The sequence below is a fragment of the Jeotgalicoccus nanhaiensis genome, from assembly GCF_015235105.1.
Taxonomy (GTDB): Bacteria; Bacillota; Bacilli; order Staphylococcales; family Salinicoccaceae; genus Jeotgalicoccus; species Jeotgalicoccus nanhaiensis.
In genome coordinates, this window is record NZ_JADGLW010000004.1 from 20601 (window position 1) to 38945 (window position 18345).

The 18345-nt window shown below is 44.7% G+C and carries 18 protein-coding genes; all 18 read right to left on the reverse strand.

Annotation, left to right across the window (positions count from 1 at the left end):
- Nucleotides 1-105 precede the first annotated feature (105 nt).
- On the reverse strand, nucleotides 106-849 hold the full coding sequence (locus IR135_RS07020) for a TrmH family RNA methyltransferase (protein WP_135098034.1): 744 nt from the start codon (nucleotides 847-849) through the stop codon (nucleotides 106-108).
- On the reverse strand, nucleotides 843-1919 hold the full coding sequence (locus IR135_RS07025; RefSeq protein ID WP_135098036.1) for a M42 family metallopeptidase: 1077 nt from the start codon (nucleotides 1917-1919) through the stop codon (nucleotides 843-845). The genes IR135_RS07020 and IR135_RS07025 overlap by 7 nt, the downstream gene beginning before the upstream one ends.
- Nucleotides 1920-2033: 114 nt before the next feature.
- A complete protein-coding gene (locus tag IR135_RS07030; RefSeq protein WP_135098038.1) occupies nucleotides 2034-3587 on the reverse strand; it encodes an alanine/glycine:cation symporter family protein in 1554 nt (517 codons plus the stop codon).
- A 255-nt stretch (nucleotides 3588-3842) separates the two neighbouring features.
- A complete protein-coding gene (locus IR135_RS07035; protein WP_135098040.1) occupies nucleotides 3843-4625 on the reverse strand; it encodes a YhfC family intramembrane metalloprotease in 783 nt (260 codons plus the stop codon).
- A 394-nt stretch (nucleotides 4626-5019) separates the two neighbouring features.
- Nucleotides 5020-6009, reverse strand: a complete 990-nt coding sequence (locus IR135_RS07040; RefSeq protein ID WP_135098042.1) for a nuclease-related domain-containing protein — start codon at nucleotides 6007-6009, stop codon at nucleotides 5020-5022.
- 158 nt (nucleotides 6010-6167) lie between these two features.
- Entirely contained in the window at nucleotides 6168-7373 is a 1206-nt protein-coding gene (locus tag IR135_RS07045) for an AGE family epimerase/isomerase (RefSeq protein ID WP_135098044.1), read from the reverse strand.
- Nucleotides 7374-7426: 53 nt separating this feature from the next.
- Complete coding sequence (locus IR135_RS07050) at nucleotides 7427-8305, reverse strand: SDR family oxidoreductase (protein ID WP_135098046.1); 879 nt, start codon at nucleotides 8303-8305, stop codon at nucleotides 7427-7429.
- A gap of 161 nt (nucleotides 8306-8466) precedes the next feature.
- Nucleotides 8467-8826, reverse strand: coding sequence for a 50S ribosomal protein L20 (gene rplT, locus IR135_RS07055; protein WP_135098048.1), 360 nt, complete (start codon nucleotides 8824-8826; stop codon nucleotides 8467-8469).
- A 20-nt stretch (nucleotides 8827-8846) separates the two neighbouring features.
- Complete coding sequence (gene rpmI, locus IR135_RS07060; protein ID WP_135098050.1) at nucleotides 8847-9050, reverse strand: 50S ribosomal protein L35; 204 nt, start codon at nucleotides 9048-9050, stop codon at nucleotides 8847-8849.
- A gap of 22 nt (nucleotides 9051-9072) precedes the next feature.
- The gene (gene infC, locus IR135_RS07065; protein ID WP_194194253.1) at nucleotides 9073-9603 is read right to left on the reverse strand and encodes a translation initiation factor IF-3; all 531 of its coding nucleotides are present in this window, start codon (nucleotides 9601-9603) and stop codon (nucleotides 9073-9075) included.
- A gap of 199 nt (nucleotides 9604-9802) precedes the next feature.
- Nucleotides 9803-11734: a threonine--tRNA ligase gene (gene thrS, locus IR135_RS07070; protein WP_135098052.1), complete on the reverse strand. Its 1932-nt coding sequence runs from the start codon at nucleotides 11732-11734 to the stop codon at nucleotides 9803-9805.
- Nucleotides 11735-12048: 314 nt separating this feature from the next.
- Nucleotides 12049-12969: a primosomal protein DnaI gene (dnaI, locus tag IR135_RS07075; RefSeq protein WP_135098054.1), complete on the reverse strand. Its 921-nt coding sequence runs from the start codon at nucleotides 12967-12969 to the stop codon at nucleotides 12049-12051.
- Between the two features lie 8 nt (nucleotides 12970-12977).
- A complete protein-coding gene (locus IR135_RS07080; RefSeq protein WP_135098056.1) occupies nucleotides 12978-14318 on the reverse strand; it encodes a replication initiation and membrane attachment family protein in 1341 nt (446 codons plus the stop codon).
- 1 nt (nucleotide 14319) lies between these two features.
- Entirely contained in the window at nucleotides 14320-14778 is a 459-nt protein-coding gene (nrdR, locus tag IR135_RS07085) for a transcriptional regulator NrdR (protein WP_115884157.1), read from the reverse strand.
- Between the two features lie 513 nt (nucleotides 14779-15291).
- Nucleotides 15292-15711: an antibiotic biosynthesis monooxygenase family protein gene (locus tag IR135_RS07090; protein WP_135098058.1), complete on the reverse strand. Its 420-nt coding sequence runs from the start codon at nucleotides 15709-15711 to the stop codon at nucleotides 15292-15294.
- Between the two features lie 82 nt (nucleotides 15712-15793).
- On the reverse strand, nucleotides 15794-16798 hold the full coding sequence (gap, locus tag IR135_RS07095) for a type I glyceraldehyde-3-phosphate dehydrogenase (protein WP_135098060.1): 1005 nt from the start codon (nucleotides 16796-16798) through the stop codon (nucleotides 15794-15796).
- Between the two features lie 72 nt (nucleotides 16799-16870).
- Entirely contained in the window at nucleotides 16871-17464 is a 594-nt protein-coding gene (gene coaE, locus IR135_RS07100) for a dephospho-CoA kinase (RefSeq protein WP_135098066.1), read from the reverse strand.
- A gap of 9 nt (nucleotides 17465-17473) precedes the next feature.
- The gene (gene mutM / locus IR135_RS07105) at nucleotides 17474-18337 is read right to left on the reverse strand and encodes a bifunctional DNA-formamidopyrimidine glycosylase/DNA-(apurinic or apyrimidinic site) lyase (protein WP_135098068.1); all 864 of its coding nucleotides are present in this window, start codon (nucleotides 18335-18337) and stop codon (nucleotides 17474-17476) included.
- Between the last annotated feature and the right edge of the window lie 8 nt (nucleotides 18338-18345).

Here is an 18345-nt window from a genome sequence, read left to right on the forward strand (position 1 = left end):
TATTAATGTTCTCTGTGACTGGTCTCGATAATCATTTATTCCTAACTTCAACCGAAGCAGATTTATAATATTGTTACACTTATTATAGCTGAAATACAGTTAAAATCAAGATTTAAAATGATGCATCATAATCGCACCGGCAATCGCAACGTTTAAACTTTCACTGGATCCCGGCATAGCAATTTTCGCATTGATATCCATCAGATTGAGTGTTTCGTCTGTCAAACCTTGCCCTTCGTTGCCGAGCACAAGCATAATATCACCGTCGGGCTTATTGAAGTCATCAATGTAGACCGCGTCATTGAGCGAGGTGCCGATTTTAATGCCTTTAAAACTTTCAGCTGCTTCCGCTGCCGAGCGCTGTAAAATATTCAGATGGAAATGGCTGCCCTGGGCACTTCTTAATACTTTCGGATTATACGGATCCGCGCTTTCCGGTGTAATCAAGACTGTTTTAAAACCGAATGCATCCGCCGTGCGGATCAGCGTACCGAGATTACCCGGATCCTGGATATTTTCAAGCAGCAGCACCCGGTTAAAATCGAGTTTGCCCGGCGATTTTTGATTCATAACAGCGGCGATGCCCGGCGGTGTTTCGAGTGTCGATAAAGATTTCATAACATCCGGTGAAACGTACAGCGTCTTAAATTTTTCAATGTTTAAATCGTGCTTAAAACCGTCTTCGATAATAATCGTATCGACCGGCTGGTTATAATTAACCGCTTCTTCAACTAAGTGAACACCTTCGATTAAAAACTGGCCTGACTTTCTGCGTCCTTTTGCCGTATGGAGCTTACGGTAATTTTTAATGCGCGTGTTATCTTTTGAAGAAATAACTTCTTTTACCAAATGATTTCGTCCACCTTATCGTCGTTTAATGATTTGACTACTTCAGTTACGAGTTTCACCGCGTTCTGGTAGTCTTCCTTATGCATAATAGACACGTTTGAATGCATGTAGCGCACCGGTACTCCAATGGCGAGTGACGGCACACCTTCGTTCGATACGTGGAAAGAACCTGCATCCGTGCCTCCGCCCGGAATCACTTGTAATTGTACAGGGATATCTTTATCTTTGGCAACTGCCAATACGTGTTTTCTGAACGGTACGTGGCCGATGTTCGAGCCGTCGAGGAGGAGAACCAGCGGACCCTTGCCGAGATCTCCTGTACCGTTTGATGATTTCATGCCCGGTGTATCCATAGCGAGGCCGACATCAACTGCGATGGCAAGGTCCGGTTTCACTTTATTCGCCGCCACTTTCGCCCCGCGAAGGCCGACTTCTTCCTGGACTGTCGCCCCGCTCACCAGGTTAATATTAATATCTTCTTTTTCAAGATTCTTCATTACATCGATTGATAAAGCGACACCGTAACGGTTATCCCATGCTTTAGCGAGCAGGTAATTTTTGTTGGTCATCTCTTCAAATTCCGAGGCCGGTGTCACCATATCACCGAGCTCAATGCCCGCTTCCAGCACTTCATCTTTTGAGGCAACACCGATATCGATAAACATATCTTTAATCTCAACAGGCTTTTTACGCTCTTCCGGTGACAGCACGTGCGGCGGTTTCGAACCGATTACGCCGGTGATGACCTTTCCTTCACCCGTTGTAATGTGCATGCGCTGCGACAGCATGACCTGATTCCACCAGCCGCCGATCGGCGTAAATTTGAGGAAGCCGTTGTCATCGATTTCAGTCACCATAAAGCCGATTTCATCCAGATGGCCGCCAATCAGAATCGTTTTACTGCCGTCTTTTGCATTTTTCTTTCCGTAAACGCCGCCTAAATTGTCTTCAATAATTTCATCGCTGAGCGGCTCGAGATAAGATTTAGCTTTCTGTTTGACTGCATGTTCAAACCCCGCAACACCGTTTACATCGGTTAAATCTTTTAACATTTCAAGCTGTTTATCCATTTAAAATTCCCCTTTTAAATTGTTGTTTCTTTAATTTTAGCATAAGTATTTCACGTTTCGAAATAATTTCACTGCATAAGAAAGCACTCCCGTTAAGAGAGTGCTTCATAAAAATTAATTTCTGTCCGGATAAGAGTAGCCTTCTTCATCTCTTCTCGGGTATTCATCCACCCAGAAGTTATGATCTTTAAATTCCCCGCGCTCCGGTGTATAGACAATCTCGTCGATTTCTCCTTTTTTCTGCAGCTTGTACTGGCGCTCGTAATCCTTGAACGCTTTAAGCGCCGGTTTTTGCAGAATGAGTATACCGATAACGTTAATCCATGCCATCAGTCCTACACCTAGGTCACCCATCTGCCATGCAAGGTCAGCAGTTGACACTGTACCGTAAAAAGCAGAACCGATTAAAACGAGGCCAAGCACAATTTTCAGCCAAGGCATTCTGCCTCTCAGCATATAGACGAGGTTGGTTTCCGCTATATAGTAGTAAGCGAGCATGGTCGTATAGCAGAAGAACAACAGCGCGAATGCGATAAAGTACGAACCGAAGCCGATAAAGCCTTCCTGGAACGAATCCATACCGTGGAAAGCACTGTCGATACCTGCTTGGGTAAATGTCACCGTACCGCTGACATCTTTTTCGCCCGCAGCGTTAGTCTGATAGACGCCGTTGTCGATAATTAAACCGTCATTGCCGTCAGAAACGTTATACATGCCTGTCATTAAAATCATCAGTGCAGTTGCAGTACATACGAACAGCGTATCGATATACACTGAGAACGACTGAACCAGACCCTGTTTCGCCGGGTGGGATACTTCAGCAGCACCTGCTGCGTGAGCTCCCGTACCCTGACCAGCTTCGTTTGAATACAGTCCGCGTTTAACACCAATCATAATCATGGCGCCGACCGTACCTGCAAACTGCTGTTCAAGACCAAAGGCACTTCTGAAGATTAAACCGATTAAAGCAGGTACATCTCCAATGTTCATAATTACAATGATGACCGCAACGATTATATAAGCAATCGCCATGAAAGGCACGACAGCTGTCGCTACGTTGGCGATTGAACGGATTCCTCCGAAAATTACCACCGCAAGAATGACTACGAGAAAGGCACCGATCATCCAGCCGTCAATCATCGGTAGCGCATTAGTTGCAGAACTCGAAATCGAGTTGGACTGAATACCCGGCAGTAAGAGCCCGCACGCAAGTACAGTCACGACTGCAAACAGCAGGGCGTAATATTTACCAAACGTTCCACCGATCCCCTTTTCGATGTAGTACGCCGGTCCCCCGCGGTACTGCCCATCCTCTTTCTGCTTGTAAATCTGTGCCAGTGTAGATTCTACAAAGGCGCTCCCCGCACCGAGGAAGGCGATGAGCCACATCCAGAAAATAGCACCCGGCCCCCCGATAAAGATCGCAGTAGACACGCCGACGATATTACCCGTTCCGACACGGCCTGCAAGTGATACGGCAATTGCCTGGAAACTTGAAATTCCATCATCTGATTTGCCGCCTTTAAACATCAGACGGACCATGTCGACTATGTATCGCACCTGGAACAATCTCATGCGAATTGAGAAGTACAATCCTGTGACAACGAGGAGTATGACCAGTGCCGCACTCCAGACGATGTCGTTAAAAAACGTTACCACTGTCTCCATTTGAATGATTCCCCTTTGTTTTCTTTCTATAATAAGAAATTACCACTCAAATATAGTCTATTTACATCCCCTTGTCTATGCTTTTTTAAAATATTGTTACCGCTTACAATGCTGATATATCAGCATTGTGACTTTAAAGCCTTGGTATATAAAGGATAGCAGAATTTAAAAACCTTATCCATTTAATGGATAAGGTTGAATAATCTGAATATTAATCTTTAATTTAACGATAAACACTGGCCGTCGGTTTTTATCTTACAAGGAATAAATATTTTCTCTGTAGTCTTTGACTAATTTTGCTGCGATAGCAACTGTCACTGCGGTCATAATTATCAGACCTGCATACATTAAATAAATATTGGTAAGAAGACCCGCCTGCATCATAGCTGCTGTCGTGTTCGCCAGAGCATGAAGAAGAATCGCGAGCGGATACAGCCACCACTTCCCTTTCATCATGACCGCACAGAAAACGATCACCGACAAACCGATATGAAGCGTCATGGCGAGAATTCTTTCTCCAATCGTGACGAGATACATATACCAGGGGCCGCTCTGGATTAAATCTTCCGGTGCAGCAGGCAAGGCGCTGAGTGCTTCCGAACCTGAATTGATGAGGACAGCAAGTACTATGCCGTTAAGCATGCCGAGGCCGACGACTGTCGCCGCTTCGATGCCGCCATGCCCGATCCCGTACGAGACCGCGCTGTCGATATCTTTATAATGTCTCTTCGTAATTAAGAAGGCGAGCAGCCGGCCGGTTTCTTCGAATATGCCCGCTGCGAATATGCCATACAGCACATAGAGCCACGGGGCTGCTGATAATAATTCGATAGTGCCGTCCGCTGACGGACTGAGGACGATATAGTGCATAATCTGTTCGAGAATTAATGCGAAAACTATAAATATACCGATACCGAGGATAAAAGGCAGCCATCTGATTTTAAATTTTTTTCTGAGTATAAACATAAAAATAAAAGGCAATAAGACTGCTGCGACTGCTGTCGCAGCCATCATCATAATTTCCGACTGTGGAATCATTATAAACACGCTCCTTTATAAATATTGTAGCGATAAAAGAAGCGCTGAACAATGGTGGATTCGGGATTATATTTTGGCCGGGTTTTGTGAAAGCGGCATTGGCGGCGCTGGGTCCTCGAGGCTTTACTGTGCCGTTGTCATAACCACAAGGGCGGGCAGCACCTTTATTCCGTCATTGTCAAAACCACAGTGACGGGGCAGCGCCCTTATCCCGTCATTGTCAAAACCACAGTGACGGGGCAGCGCCCTTATCCCGTCATTGTCAAAACCACAGTGACGGGGCAGCGCCCTTATCCCGTCATTGTCAAAACCACAGTGACGGGGCAGCATCTTTATTCCGTCATTGTCAAAACCACAATGACAAGAGAGGTCGATAAATCCTTGAAAAGACTAATCAATTCCGCTTATTTCCAGTATAGTAATCTTTATATCTCCATAAACGATTACCATTTTTACACGCATCATCAAAATCCCGGTATTTAAAAGTATAGTGAGTAGCTGCTCCGTTCAGATGCTGATTACAATATTTATTCAGCATTCGAAATACTGTTTTTTCACTTACGCTTTGTCCAATAAATTTCATAAATCGTTTATTAGTCAGCTTCTCATCTAAAAACAAAGCTATATAATCACTAATCGCCCGGATGATATGCGTTTCCTTCGTTTCTTTCGAGCCGCATGACTCACAGACCAAATGATATTTTCGATTTTCCAATTCAAATCCGCCGCAGCTGCCGCAGTATAAGCCTTTACGCAGCGCATCGAAATCGGCACATTTATCGAAATAAGGATTGGGAACAATATACCCGCGAATCAGCTCTGCAATCTCCTCGGCTACACGCCCAGCATACAAATTTTTAAACTGCAGCAAGTAATTCCGAAGCCCCGACCGCAGCACCACATTCTCCAAAAGCTCTTCGTCGTTCGTCTGCAGCCGGAACTCAATATTCGGAAACACTATCTTCCCCGTAATATCAAACTGGCCTCTCACCTGATACCGCAGCTTCACGAGTTTCCCAACCGCCCGGCGGAGCTGCGCGAGCGCATCTTCCGACACTTGTGATTCCCGAATATACCACTTCCCTTTGTCATAACGATAAAGACCCGAATAGTTTTTAATTTCATTAACGACTATCTCGTCATCACTGACAATCAGACAATCATATTGTGCAACATTTCCCTCAATCCGCAGATAAATATCCCGAAACACGAATACAGAACCATGGCCGGTTTCGTCAAACACCCGGTCGTATTCACATTCCCCCGCATACCCTTTTTCCTGTACCGATAAATGTTTTGCATCCTCACCAGACAGCCGGCTCCTGCCGGCTAAAGCGCGATAATAGGCCAGTTCAGCGCCAATCGTTCTCTCAAACAGAATCATGATTTTCCTCCTCAAGATAAAATACTTCTTATCCTATATATAGGGAAAATCGCTGTTTTATTTTTTTATCGTACAAGTTATTTTATTTACTTATACAAACAAAATAATCTTACATAAAATCCCAAAATAAAAACACCCGTCAAAACCGGGTGTTTTTCTCAAGCCTTCAAGGCAATAATTGACTGATAGCATGCTGCCACCGGATGATAATCCGTTTTCGGCGGCGGACTTTTTACATGGCTGTAGCGTTCATTAGCCCGGTCGAGCAGCTGGTACCAGCCGCCGTATTTATAATCGATAAAGTAATCTGAAGAATATTTAAACAGCCGATCGTAAAATTCCAGATAGTCTGTCTTGCCCGTTCTCTCAGCTAACAAGGCAGCAGCGGCAATGGCTTCTGACATTACCCAGTAGTTCTTATCAGTGTCGATGACGTCGCACTCCGGTGACAGGGCAAAATATATGCCGCCGTATTCTTTGTCAAAGCCGAGATCCCATCCTTTTTGAAACAGTGCTTCTGCCCTTTCTTTCATCCAGGGTTCCGATTTATAACGGTCGATCCACATCAGCATCTTGCTCCATTCAAACTGGTGTCCCGGGATAAAACCGTAGGGCCGGAATTCATCTTTGGTGTTGTTCTTATTAAATTCAAAATCCGGCTGCCAGTCCGGTGTGTAATTTTCCCACACAAGACCGCCGGAGCGCTCTGCCAGTTTACCTGACACTGCTTTTGCCAGCGTATGAGCTTTATCTAAATACTTTTCTTCTCCGGTCGCTTCGTAGGCAGTCAGCATAGCTTCGCACATATGCATATTCGGGTTTTGCCCCCGGTAGGATGAAAGTTCTGTCCATGCCGCATCCCACTCATCTTTATAAAGATTATGTTCCGAATCCCAAAAATGTGTCTCCACTACTTCATAGACATTTTCAAGGACCTCTTTTGCTTCTTCGACACCAGCCTTCAAGGCTATAGACGATGCGAGCAGAACAAAAGCATGGCCGTAGGCCATCTTCGACGTATTTTCCGGCTCAGTGCCGTTCAATTCAAAGAAATAACCGTTATTTTCTTTATCGAGATGATGATTATTTAAAAAACGAATGCCGTGGCGGGCAGCTTCCTGGCACCAGGCCGGACCGTCCAGAAGCCCGCCGATACTGAAAATATAAATATACCTGCTTGTAGCGACCAAATGTTTTGTCGTCGTATCATTGATCGAGCCGTCGTCTAAAAAACCGTTAATATAACCACCCTTGTCATGATCGATACAGGCGGGATAATAAAAGTCGAGAATGCTGAATACGTGCTTTTTCAAGTCTTCTGTATTTCGAAAATCAAGTGGTGTGCCGCCCTTTGAATGTGCCATGCAAATCCTCCCTTTAAATCATTTTAACTTTATGGAGACTGTAAAACCTTCCTTTAAGTCGTCATAAACTGCCCCCCGTTGACGTGAATAAATTGACCCGTCATATAAGCGGAACCTTCAGACGCAAGTAAAATATACGGTTCCACCAGATCCGCCGGCTGTCCCGGGCGGCCGAGCGGTGTTGCGACTCCGAATGACTCCTGCATTTCTTCTGTCATTGTGGCAGGAATTAAAGGCGTCCAAATCGGTCCCGGCGCCACGCCGTTCACGCGGATGGCTTTTTCAGCAAGTTCTTTAGCAACCGAGCGTACAAATCCGACGATGGCGCCTTTTGTAGAGCTGTAATCAATCAAGGCATCATGACCGATATACGGATTGACCGAAGTTGTATAAATCAGACTATCTCCTGCGTTTAAATGAGGCAGTGCTGCCTTCGTAAAATGCACCATACTGAAAAAGTTCACATCAAAGGTGTGTTTAAACTGCTCAATACTAATATCCTCAATACCATTTTTAACTTCCTGGCGGGCTGCATTATTAACGAGAATGTTCAGCTTGCCGTGCGCTTTAATCACATCATCTACGACCTGGAAACAGAACGCTTCGTCTGCGATATCTCCCGGGTGCAGCGTACATTTGACACCTTCCTGTTCGATACGCGCTTTGGTCTCTTCAGCATCTTCATGTTCATCAAGATAGGAAATCGCTATATCAGCACCTTCTTTAGCATAGCCGACAGCTACTGCTCTGCCGATTCCGCTGTCTCCGCCGGTAATTAAGGCGACTCTGCCCTTCAGCTTGCCGGAACCCACATGGCTTTCCAGTTCATAAATAGGCTCCGGAGTCATCTCACTCTCAATTCCGGGCTGTCTATTCTGTATTTGCGGAGTAATTCCTTCGGATAATTTGGTCTGTTTTTCTAATTCACTCATTTCCACAACCTCCTGAATTTTCTTTAACCATTACATTTCTGTATTTACCACCCGACTAAGACCCGCAAACTGAAACTGAATATATAAGTGCTTAAATTTCATCAATAAAACAAAAAAAGAGCACCCAACTTTATGGGTGCTCTTTTCAAATTAAAGCAGTATTAGTTATTTAAAGCTTTTTTAGCCTGTTCTACGATTTGACCGAAAGCAGCGTCGTCAGCGATAGCAATTTCAGAAAGCATTTTTCTGTTGATATCGATGCCTGCAACTTTAAGTCCGTTCATCAGACGGCTGTAGCTGATGTCGTGCTGACGTGCAGCAGCGTTGATACGTGAGATCCATAATTTACGGAATTCACGTTTTTTCTGTTTACGGTCACGGTATGCGTACTGACCTGATTTCATTACAGCTTGTTTAGCTGTTCTATATAAAGTGCTCTTAGCACCAAAATAACCTTTTGCCTGTTTTAATACTTTTTTACGTCTCTTGCGAGATGTTAATCCATTTTTTACGCGAGCCATTTCTAACTCCTCCTTTTATATTATTTAGCAGATTTAGCTAATAAGTGAACTAATCTTCTTGCATCTGATTTAGCAACTAAAGCTGATCCTCTTAATTGGCGTTTCTGTTTAGTAGTTTTGTTAGCGAATAAGTGGCTAGTAAACGCTTGTGAGCGTTTGAATTTGCCTGTACCAGTTTTTTTAACTCGTTTAGCATAACCTTTATGCGTCTTCATTTTTGGCATGATAAAGTCCTCCGATTAATTGTTATTTTTTCTCTGCAAGCGGTGCAACGACCAGGAACATGGAACGTCCTTCCATCTTCGGTCTCTGTTCAATCTGGCCATCTTCTTTCAGAGCTTCAGCGAAACGCTCAAGCACCTTGCGTCCGATTTCTTTGTGCGTAATTGCACGGCCTTTAAAGCGAATAGAGACTTTAACCTTGTCTTCTTTAGCAAGGAATTTCTTAGCATGGCCTAACTTAGTGTTAAAGTCATGCTCTTCGATTGTCGGTGACAAACGAATTTCTTTAAGGTTAATTACCTTTTGTTTCTTACGAGCTTCTTTATCTTTCTTTTGCTGCTCGTACTTGTACTTACCGTAATCCATAATACGTGCAACAGGCGGTTTAGCATTTGGTGCAACAAGCACTACATCCAAGTTGGCATTCTCTGCCAGCTCAATTGCATCTCTCGTTGCTTTAATACCCAGCTGTGAACCATCTTCTCCGATTAAACGAACTTCTTTTGCGCGAATACGATTATTGATCAATGTCTGATCTTTAGCTATGTTTAGCACCTCCAGAATATTTAACGAACAAAAAAGGCGAATGCATTGCTGCACCCGCCTAAGAAGTTGCAGGCGCAATAGTTACTGCGTCTGCATTTCCCCATTTACCCGGTCACTCAAAGCGTTTGCGGGTGTGAAGCGGGAGCTCCAACTTGTCCGTTTCTTTCAACTCTTAATACTATACAGCATTAAGTCATCTTTGTCAAACTTATTTTTTCAGTCTGATTTCATCGATTAAGTTCCACAGGAATTCTTCCTTGTCAAAGCTCTCCTGTTTCTCTTCACCGTACTTGCGGACGTTGACGAGTGATTCGTCTTTTTCTTTATCGCCGACAACGACCTGGTACTTAATTTTCTTCATTTGAGCTTCGCGGATCTTGTAGCCCATCTTCTCGTTGCGGTCATCGATATGCACGCGGATGCCCTGGCTCTTCATTTCATCGTAGATTTCACGGGCATAGTCATAATGCAGGTCGACGTTGACCGGAATGATTTCCACCTGCTGCGGCGCGAGCCATAACGGGAAGTTTCCTTTATATTCTTCAGTTAAGAAGGCAACGAAACGTTCCATTGTAGAAACAACTCCGCGGTGAATAACGACCGGACGGTGTTCCTCGCCATCTTTGCCGACATAAGTTAAGTCGAAACGTTCAGGCAGCAGGAAGTCGAGCTGTACAGTCGATAAAGTTTCCTCTTTGCCGAGCGCTGTTTTAACCTGGACGTCCAGTTTCGGTCCGTAGAAGGCCGCTTCGCCTTCTTCTTCTTCGTATTCAAGACCCATTTCATCAACAGCATCTTTCAGCATGCTTTCAGCGCGCTGCCACATGTCATCGTCGTCGAAGTATTTTTCTGTGTCTTCAGGGTCGCGGTAGCTTAAACGGAATCTGTAGTCGTTGAGACCGAAGTCCTTGTACACTTCCTGAATCAGTTCCACGACACGGATTAGTTCTTCTTTAATCTGATCCGGGCGGACGAAAACGTGTGCATCGTTTAAAACCATGCCGCGTACGCGCTGCAGTCCGCTGACTGCCCCGCTCGCCTCGTAGCGGTGCATCATGCCGAGTTCTGCGATCCTGATCGGCAGTTCGCGGTAGGAATGGCGTTCGTTTTTATAAATCATCATGTGGTGCGGGCAGTTCATCGGACGGAGCACAAGCTCTTCGTTGCCGATTTTCATCGGCGGGAACATATCGTCCTGGTAGTGATCGGAATGTCCGCTTGTTTTATAAAGATTTGTGTTCGCCATGATCGGTGTGTAAACGTGGTTGTAGCCGAGCGCTACTTCTTTATCTACTATATAACGTTCGATTTCGCGGCGGATTGTCGCACCGTTCGGCAGCCATAACGGCAGGCCTGCACCGATCAGCTGATTGTTTTCAAACAGCTTCATCTCTTTACCGATTTTGCGGTGGTCGCGCTCGCGGCGTTCTTCAAGCAGCTCCATGTAAGCTGCAAGTTCTTTTTTATCAAAGAAGGCTGTACCGTAAATGCGCTGGAGCATCTTGTTGTCCGAGTCGCCGCGCCAGTATGCACCGGCAGCCGATAACAGTTTAAAGACTTTAATTTTGGATGTTCTCGGCACGTGTACGCCGCGGCAGAGGTCCGTAAATTCGCCCTGAGTATAGACAGTCACCTGTTCATCTTCCGGAATTGCTTCGATTAATTCCTGTTTATAAGGATCGTCTGCAAATAATTCTTTCGCTTCATCCCGTGACAGCACGCGTCTTTCGATTTCGATATTTTCATCGACAATGCGCTTCATTTCTTTTTCTATTTTAGGGAAATCTTCTGAAGAGATGTTTTCTTCGATATCAAAGTCGTAGTAGAATCCTTCTTCAATGACCGGACCTACACCGAAATGAACGTTGCCGTAAAGGCGTTTTAGCGCCTGGGCCATTAAGTGGGCAGTCGAGTGGCGCAGGATTTCCAGGCCTTCTTCGCTTTTATTTGTAATTAATTCAACTTCACTGTCAGTTTCGAGCGGACGTGTTAAATCGTAGAGCTCTCCGTCCACTTTCGCTGCAAGCGAAGCCTTTTTAAGTCCCGGGCTGATTGAGCCGGCAATTTCTTCCGTAGTGACGCCGAAATCAAATTCTTTTACGTTCCCGTCCGGGAATCTTACTTCGATTTTTTCAACCATACTAAACATCCTTTCAGTTTCCAAATTATTTTTAACAAGAAAAAAAGCCGTCCCTATTATAAAAATAGGGGCGACTTTACCGCGGTACCACCCTGATTTACACAGACTTATCCCGTGCCTCAAGCTTTCGGGATAACGGTCCATCCGGCTTTCGATTAAAAAAGCATCCGTGTTCAGGTAGTAACAATTCGCGGTTTATATGCATGTCTCAGCAAGTCATGCACTCTCTTCGATAAACTTTTTAAAATTGTCTTGTCCTTGGATTATTAATGAAATATAGCTATATAGTACACGAACGATTCATATAAATCAAGCTATATGTTTCTTAAATTATCACCGGTAAGTTCGACTTCTTCGCATAAGGCGCGGATTCTTTCAATCATGCGGAGCGCTTTTGTTTCTTCCTTGCCGTTTGTTTTCGTATAGCTGTAGCGGCCTTTAAGTTCATTAATTGCAAAGTTTGAGCTGATAAAGGTCGGCAGCTGCTCGACCATGCGGTAGTTTAAAATACTGACGATAACTTCATCCCTGCTCCAGGCAGTTACATCTTCCGCTCCAAGGTCATCGAGGATCAGCACTTCAGCATTTCTGATTGCATCGTAGCGCTCGTTTGTCGTGCCGTCGTTAAAGCCGGACTTTAAATCGCGCAGTATTTCAGGAACGTAGATCATCATCGATGAAATCGACTTTTCTTTCAGTTCGTTTGCAATACAGCCGAGTATATAAGATTTACCGATGCCGAACTCGCCGTGTATATACAGCCCGCGAAAGTCTTCGCCGCGCGCAATTTTATCTGCTTTCTGAATAGCATTTTTTAAAATATCCCGGCGGCCGTCATTTAAGAAAATCGTATCGAAAGTCGCTTCACGCACATCCCGCGGAATATGAAAGCTCTGTATCAGACTTTCCCGTTTTAAGAACTCCTCGTGTTTTGCTTTGATCGGACATTTGGTATAAATCATGTTAAACCGGCCCTGGCGGATATCGAGATTTATAATAAAGCCGTCCGGATGGCTCAGGCATTTACCCTCTCCCGCCGGTTCGCATTCAGCCGGCTGATTTATATAATGTTTTAAAATCATCAGATCATTTTGAATCATGGAGCGGGTAACTTTACCTTCATGTGCCTCCATAAAGGCCTTCATCTTCGGATGATTAATAATTTCGTTATAAATACGTTCGTTATTCTCCGCTATTCTGCTGGAATTTTTAACGAAACTGCTGATCGGTTCCATCGCCTCACCTAATTTTCTCTAAATTTATTAATCAGTTTGCTGAAGTCTTCATCATCTTTCAGCGTTTTCATCGGTTCACCGGTTTTCTTCGTATTCTTAGTCTTAGAGGTTCCTTGCCGGTTTTCTTTTCTGCTTGTCTTCTCTTTCAGCCAGGCCGGCTGTTCCTCACCAGGACCTGCGTATTTAAACTGGCGTTTCCGACGTTTTTCTTCCTGGGCTTCACGGAATTCCATAATCGACTGATACGCTTCCGCTGCTGTGCGGTAACCTTCTTTTTCCCAGTTTTCCGCGATGGTCATCACGTATCTGAGCGGCAGATCGCCCTCTTTCATCTGAATAGCATACTCCAGCAGCACGTTCAGCACGCCGTTTTCAAGGCCGGTTTTAACAATTAATTCCGTCACGACTTTTAAATCGTTTTCCGAAGGTTTGTAATTTCTGAGGTCGTTAATTCTGTCGAGCGGACTCACCTTGTCGAGGCTGTCGAGATACGATTCATCACCGGAAGGTCTTACTGCTTCTTCAGCTGTTGTAAAACTCGGAATAACTTCCCCGTATTCTTTCTGATAGTATTTGCGGGCTTCGGTTTTTAAGCGCTCTTTATCGATTCCGAACTGAGGACTCGATGACTGCAGCAGAATCTGCTTAATATCATATGCATTTAATTTAAACAGCTGGCTCAGCTGCACGACAAGTTTTTTAACTTCCTTTGTAAAAAACTGCTTATCGATGCGCGTCCCCTTCAAGTGTGTATACAGCACTTCGAAATCAAAATCATCGAGGTCAATCGACGGTCCCCGGGAGACGTCATTCTGTTTAAAGTGCTCATCCGGTGTACGGAATTTCGCATCTCTCGCGTGGTAGAACACCTCGGTGAATTTCTTCGTTACCTCGGTCAGGTCACCGGGCAGTTCCGGATAGATAAGACGGTCTTTTTTATCGTTGAATTTAGCAGAGCCGACCTGTGAGTATAAATACATGGACAGCATGGGATCTTTGAAGTACATCTCCGGAGTGAGCGGCTGCAGCAGTCTGTAGACAAAGAGATCATCGTGTTCTTTATTCGATACATAAGTGCGCACGAGTCCGATGGCTTCGAGCTTATCGAGCGACGTTTCAAAATCCGATAAGTTCAGCGACAGCTCGTCCATCAGCTCACGATGAAAACGGACAGCAAGCTTATCGTATACTTTTGTCGATTCAAACAAATACAGATAGATACCGAAGGCTTCAGTGCCGATAACCGGTAAATATAAGGCGTTCAGCACTTCGTAATTATCGTCGGATAAGGTACCCGGCTGGTAAACGATAAACTCCGTATTCGGTTTTAAACGTTCATTAAATTTCATTTTACGCCTTACCTTTTTCTAGATTTTGGAGGATATCCATCAGCTGATCGATATCTTTAAATTCTCTGTACACAGATGCAAAACGCACGTATGCTACCTGATCGAGAGTAATTAATTCTTTCATAACGGATTCGCCGATATCGTTCGAGGAAATTTCAGCCTTGTTTAAATTCCGTAAAGCAGCTTCCACGTTATCCGCGCGCTTTTCAATTTCATCATAAGGAATCGTCCGTTTTTCACAAGCTTTTAAAAGGCCGTCAAGCACCTTCGATCTGTCGAACACTTCGCGTGTTCCGTCTTTTTTTATAACGACAAGGGGTGACAGTTCAATCCGTTCAAACGTTGTAAAACGCGTTGCGCAATCTTCGCATTCCCGGCGTCTCCGAATCGCATTCATCTCATCCGCATGACGCGAATCCACCACTTTTGAATTCGTATGCTGACACTTTGGACATCTCATATGATGTTCACCTCATTTGTAATAGATTAGTTTCAATTATTATAACACCGAAAGCAAGAAACATAAAAAAGAAAGCGGATTGGGCGGTGGAGGCCGGCTGTCTGGTCATTGTGGGAATCACAGTGACGGAGTAGCCGCTTTGTCACGTCATTGTGGAAGGCACAGTGACGGAGTAAACGATCTGTCCCGTCATTGTGGAAATCACAGTGACGGAGTAAACGTCTTGTCCCGTCATTGTAGGAGGCACAGTGACGGAGTAAACGTCTTGTCCCGTCATTGTGGAAGGCACAGTGATGGAGTAGCCGCCCTATCCCGTCATTGTCACTTTCACAGTGGCGCGCTGGACACCTTACTGTGCCATTGTCACATCCACAATGGCGCGCTGGACGCTTTACCGTGCCATTGTCACATCCACAATGGCGCGCCGTCTCAATCGCCATCCACCCCTCATCAAAAAAAAACAGTCCCGCCACCTCAAAGTAAGAGGTGTCACGACTGTTTCATACAAAAAGTTTAGCCTTCGACGCTGAAGTTTTCACGTACCGGCATTGCTTCCAAGTAATCGCTGCCTTCGGATTTTACACGCTGTTCTTTTTTAACGTGCGAGTTCTGGAAGGCTTCCGATTCCACCCAGGCTGTAAAGTCTTCTGTTGTCTGCCAGCCTGTCAGCACCGACATTTTGTTGTCTTTTTTTATCAGCATAAAGCCCTGAAAGCCGTCGTACTGGTCGACATTGCCTTTCCGGCCTTTAAATCTTTTAATCATTTCTTTAATATATTCTTCTTTGACGATAAAGTTATTCGTCGCAATATGTCCGGCGCCTGCAAGGTCCCCGTCGTGAATAATCACATCGTATTCTTCGCCTTTGTATGATGCTGTTTCGCCGTTGATAAGCAAATCTGTACTTTGTCCTTCTTTATTTACTAATTTCATGCCAGCACTCCTTCGTTCATATTGTTAATTTTATTGTATCAAAAAAGAGGATAGCATCAACTATCCTCCTGTGACTGTATTGTTAAATATCTTTCGCGATCATTTCAGCCAATTCAACACATCTTACAGAGTAACCCCACTCATTATCGTACCATGACAGTACTTTAACTTTGTTGTTATCCATAACCATAGTCAGGGCTGAGTCAACGATAGAGCTGCGCGGATCTGTATTAAAGTCGCTTGATACTAACGGCGTGTCGCTTACGCCTAAAATACCTTTCATTGCGTCAGCTTCGTATTTCTTGAACGCTTCATTGATTTCTTCTTTAGTCACGTCTTTTTCAAGGTCTACTACAAGGTCGACTAAAGATACGTTAGATACCGGTACGCGGAGTGCCATACCGTCGAGTTTGCCTTCGAGTTCCGGGAGCACTAAAGCAGTTGCTTTTGCAGCGCCTGTTGAAGTCGGAATAATGTTTTCTGCAGCTGAACGCGCACGGCGTAAATCTTTGTGCGGGTTGTCGATGTTCATCTGGTCGTTCGTGTAAGCGTGAACTGTCGTTACGAGACCGTTTTTAATGCCGAACTCATCGTTCAGTACTTTCGCTACAGGTGCAAGACAGTTTGTCGTACATGATGCATTCGAGAATACATCGTATGATGAAGTATCCAAGGTTGCACAGTTAACTCCGCGTACGAGAGTTTGTACATTGCCGCCTTTAGAAGGTCCTGTTAACAGCACTTTTTTAGCACCGGCGTTAATGTGCGACTGTGCTTTGTCACCGTGGTTGAAAGCGCCTGTTGCTTCGATAACCACATCGATGCCGAGGTCAGCCCATGGCAGGTTCTCAGGATTGCGGTCGCCTGTCACAGTAATTTCTTTACCGTCTACCACAAGGATGCCGTCTTTCACTTCAACATGCTTATCCCATGTTCCGTGCGTAGTATCGTAATTCAGTAAATGTGCGATAGTTTCTGCAGGGTGTGTCGCGTTGATAGCAACGAGATCAAGTTCTTTTGATTCCGTGACAATACGAAACACCATTCTTCCTATTCTACCTAAACCGTTAATTGCAACTTTTTTCATGACTAGAGCTCCTTTGAATGATCATTTTTCATAAATAGTATAACACATTTAAAGTCGTGATTGAACACGTTTTCACATACTTTCCAAGTCTTCTGTAAATCTGTCGATTTGTTCATACAGCATTTCGACAGTCCCGTTATTATCCAGCCTGAAGTCGCTCTTTTGAACTTTTTCTGTCAGCGGCATCTGGCTGTTAATGCGTGCTTCCGCTTCTTCCACCGTTAAATCATTCCGGGCTGTCAGCCGTTTGATCTGCGTATCGCGGTCGACAAAGACCGTTACCACGAGATCACAGCGTTCGTTCAATCCGTTTTCAAACAGCAGCGGAATATCGAGAAAGACATGTCCTTTTTGAATATACTTCTCTTCATCCGCATTCATCATCTCCCTGATCAGCGGATGAACGATTTCATTCAGCTCGCGGCGTTTATCGGCATCATTAAAAATAATGCTGCCGAGTTTTTTTCGGTCAAGCTCGCCAGATTCACTCACAATATCCGCCCCGAAAGCTTCGATAATTGCAGGAATCGCCGGACCGTTTTTAGCTGTTGTTTTTTTGGAATAGGCATCAGCATCAAGCACAACGTAGCCCCGCTTTTTCAAATAGTCGCTCACCGTTGTTTTTCCGCTTGCGATGCCGCCTGTTAAACCGATTATTTTATACATGGACCTTCGTCACCTCTGACATGTTGTGCAATAAAAAGTATTGCGTGTATTAATCACTTTCGTCTTGAGCGGATGTCCGAGCGGACATGTTTTTCGCTGATAGACATTAAAGCTGTTTTGCATTTCGCCCTTGCCACCGGTAACACTCCGGTAGTCGGAAATCGTCGAACCGCCCCTCGATAAGGATAGTTCAAACACTTCCGTAATCCGGTCGAACAGCTCGTGGAGGCGTTTATCGGAAATATTTTTCACTTTCCGCGTCGGCAGAATATGAGACAGATACAAGCTCTCAACCGCATATATATTACCGACACCCGGAATCACTTCGCCGTCCATAATCGCCGCCTTAACCGGCTTGTTTTCATATTTCTTCGCGCGCATCATCGTCATATAATGATCCAGGCTGAGTTCATCCGTATATTCCGGCGCCATGCGGGCAAACGGCGGAAAATCATGCAGACTTTCATGCGTATGCATTTCTCCGAAGCGGCGTATATCGGAATATATGAGCTTCTGACCATTATCTAGAGAGAAAATAACCTGCCAGTGCTTTTTAAAATTATGTTCTTTAATATCTTCAAAATCCGACACGATAAAATACGCCCCGGACATGCCGAGATGACTGACTAAATGCGTCGTTTCATACTCGTCACCGAGCAGGAAATATAAATACTTTCCGCGCCGTCCGATATGCATAATCATCTTGCCTGCAACCAGAGTCTTAAAGGCTTCGAGATTATCTTTGACGATTGTTCTTTTATTTGTTTTATGCCCATTGTAAATATACTGCGACAGCTCGACATCCGTAATCTTTAAATTGATAACGGGTGTGAGTTCCCGCTTAACGAGTTCTACTTCCGGCAGTTCCGGCATTCTTCCAC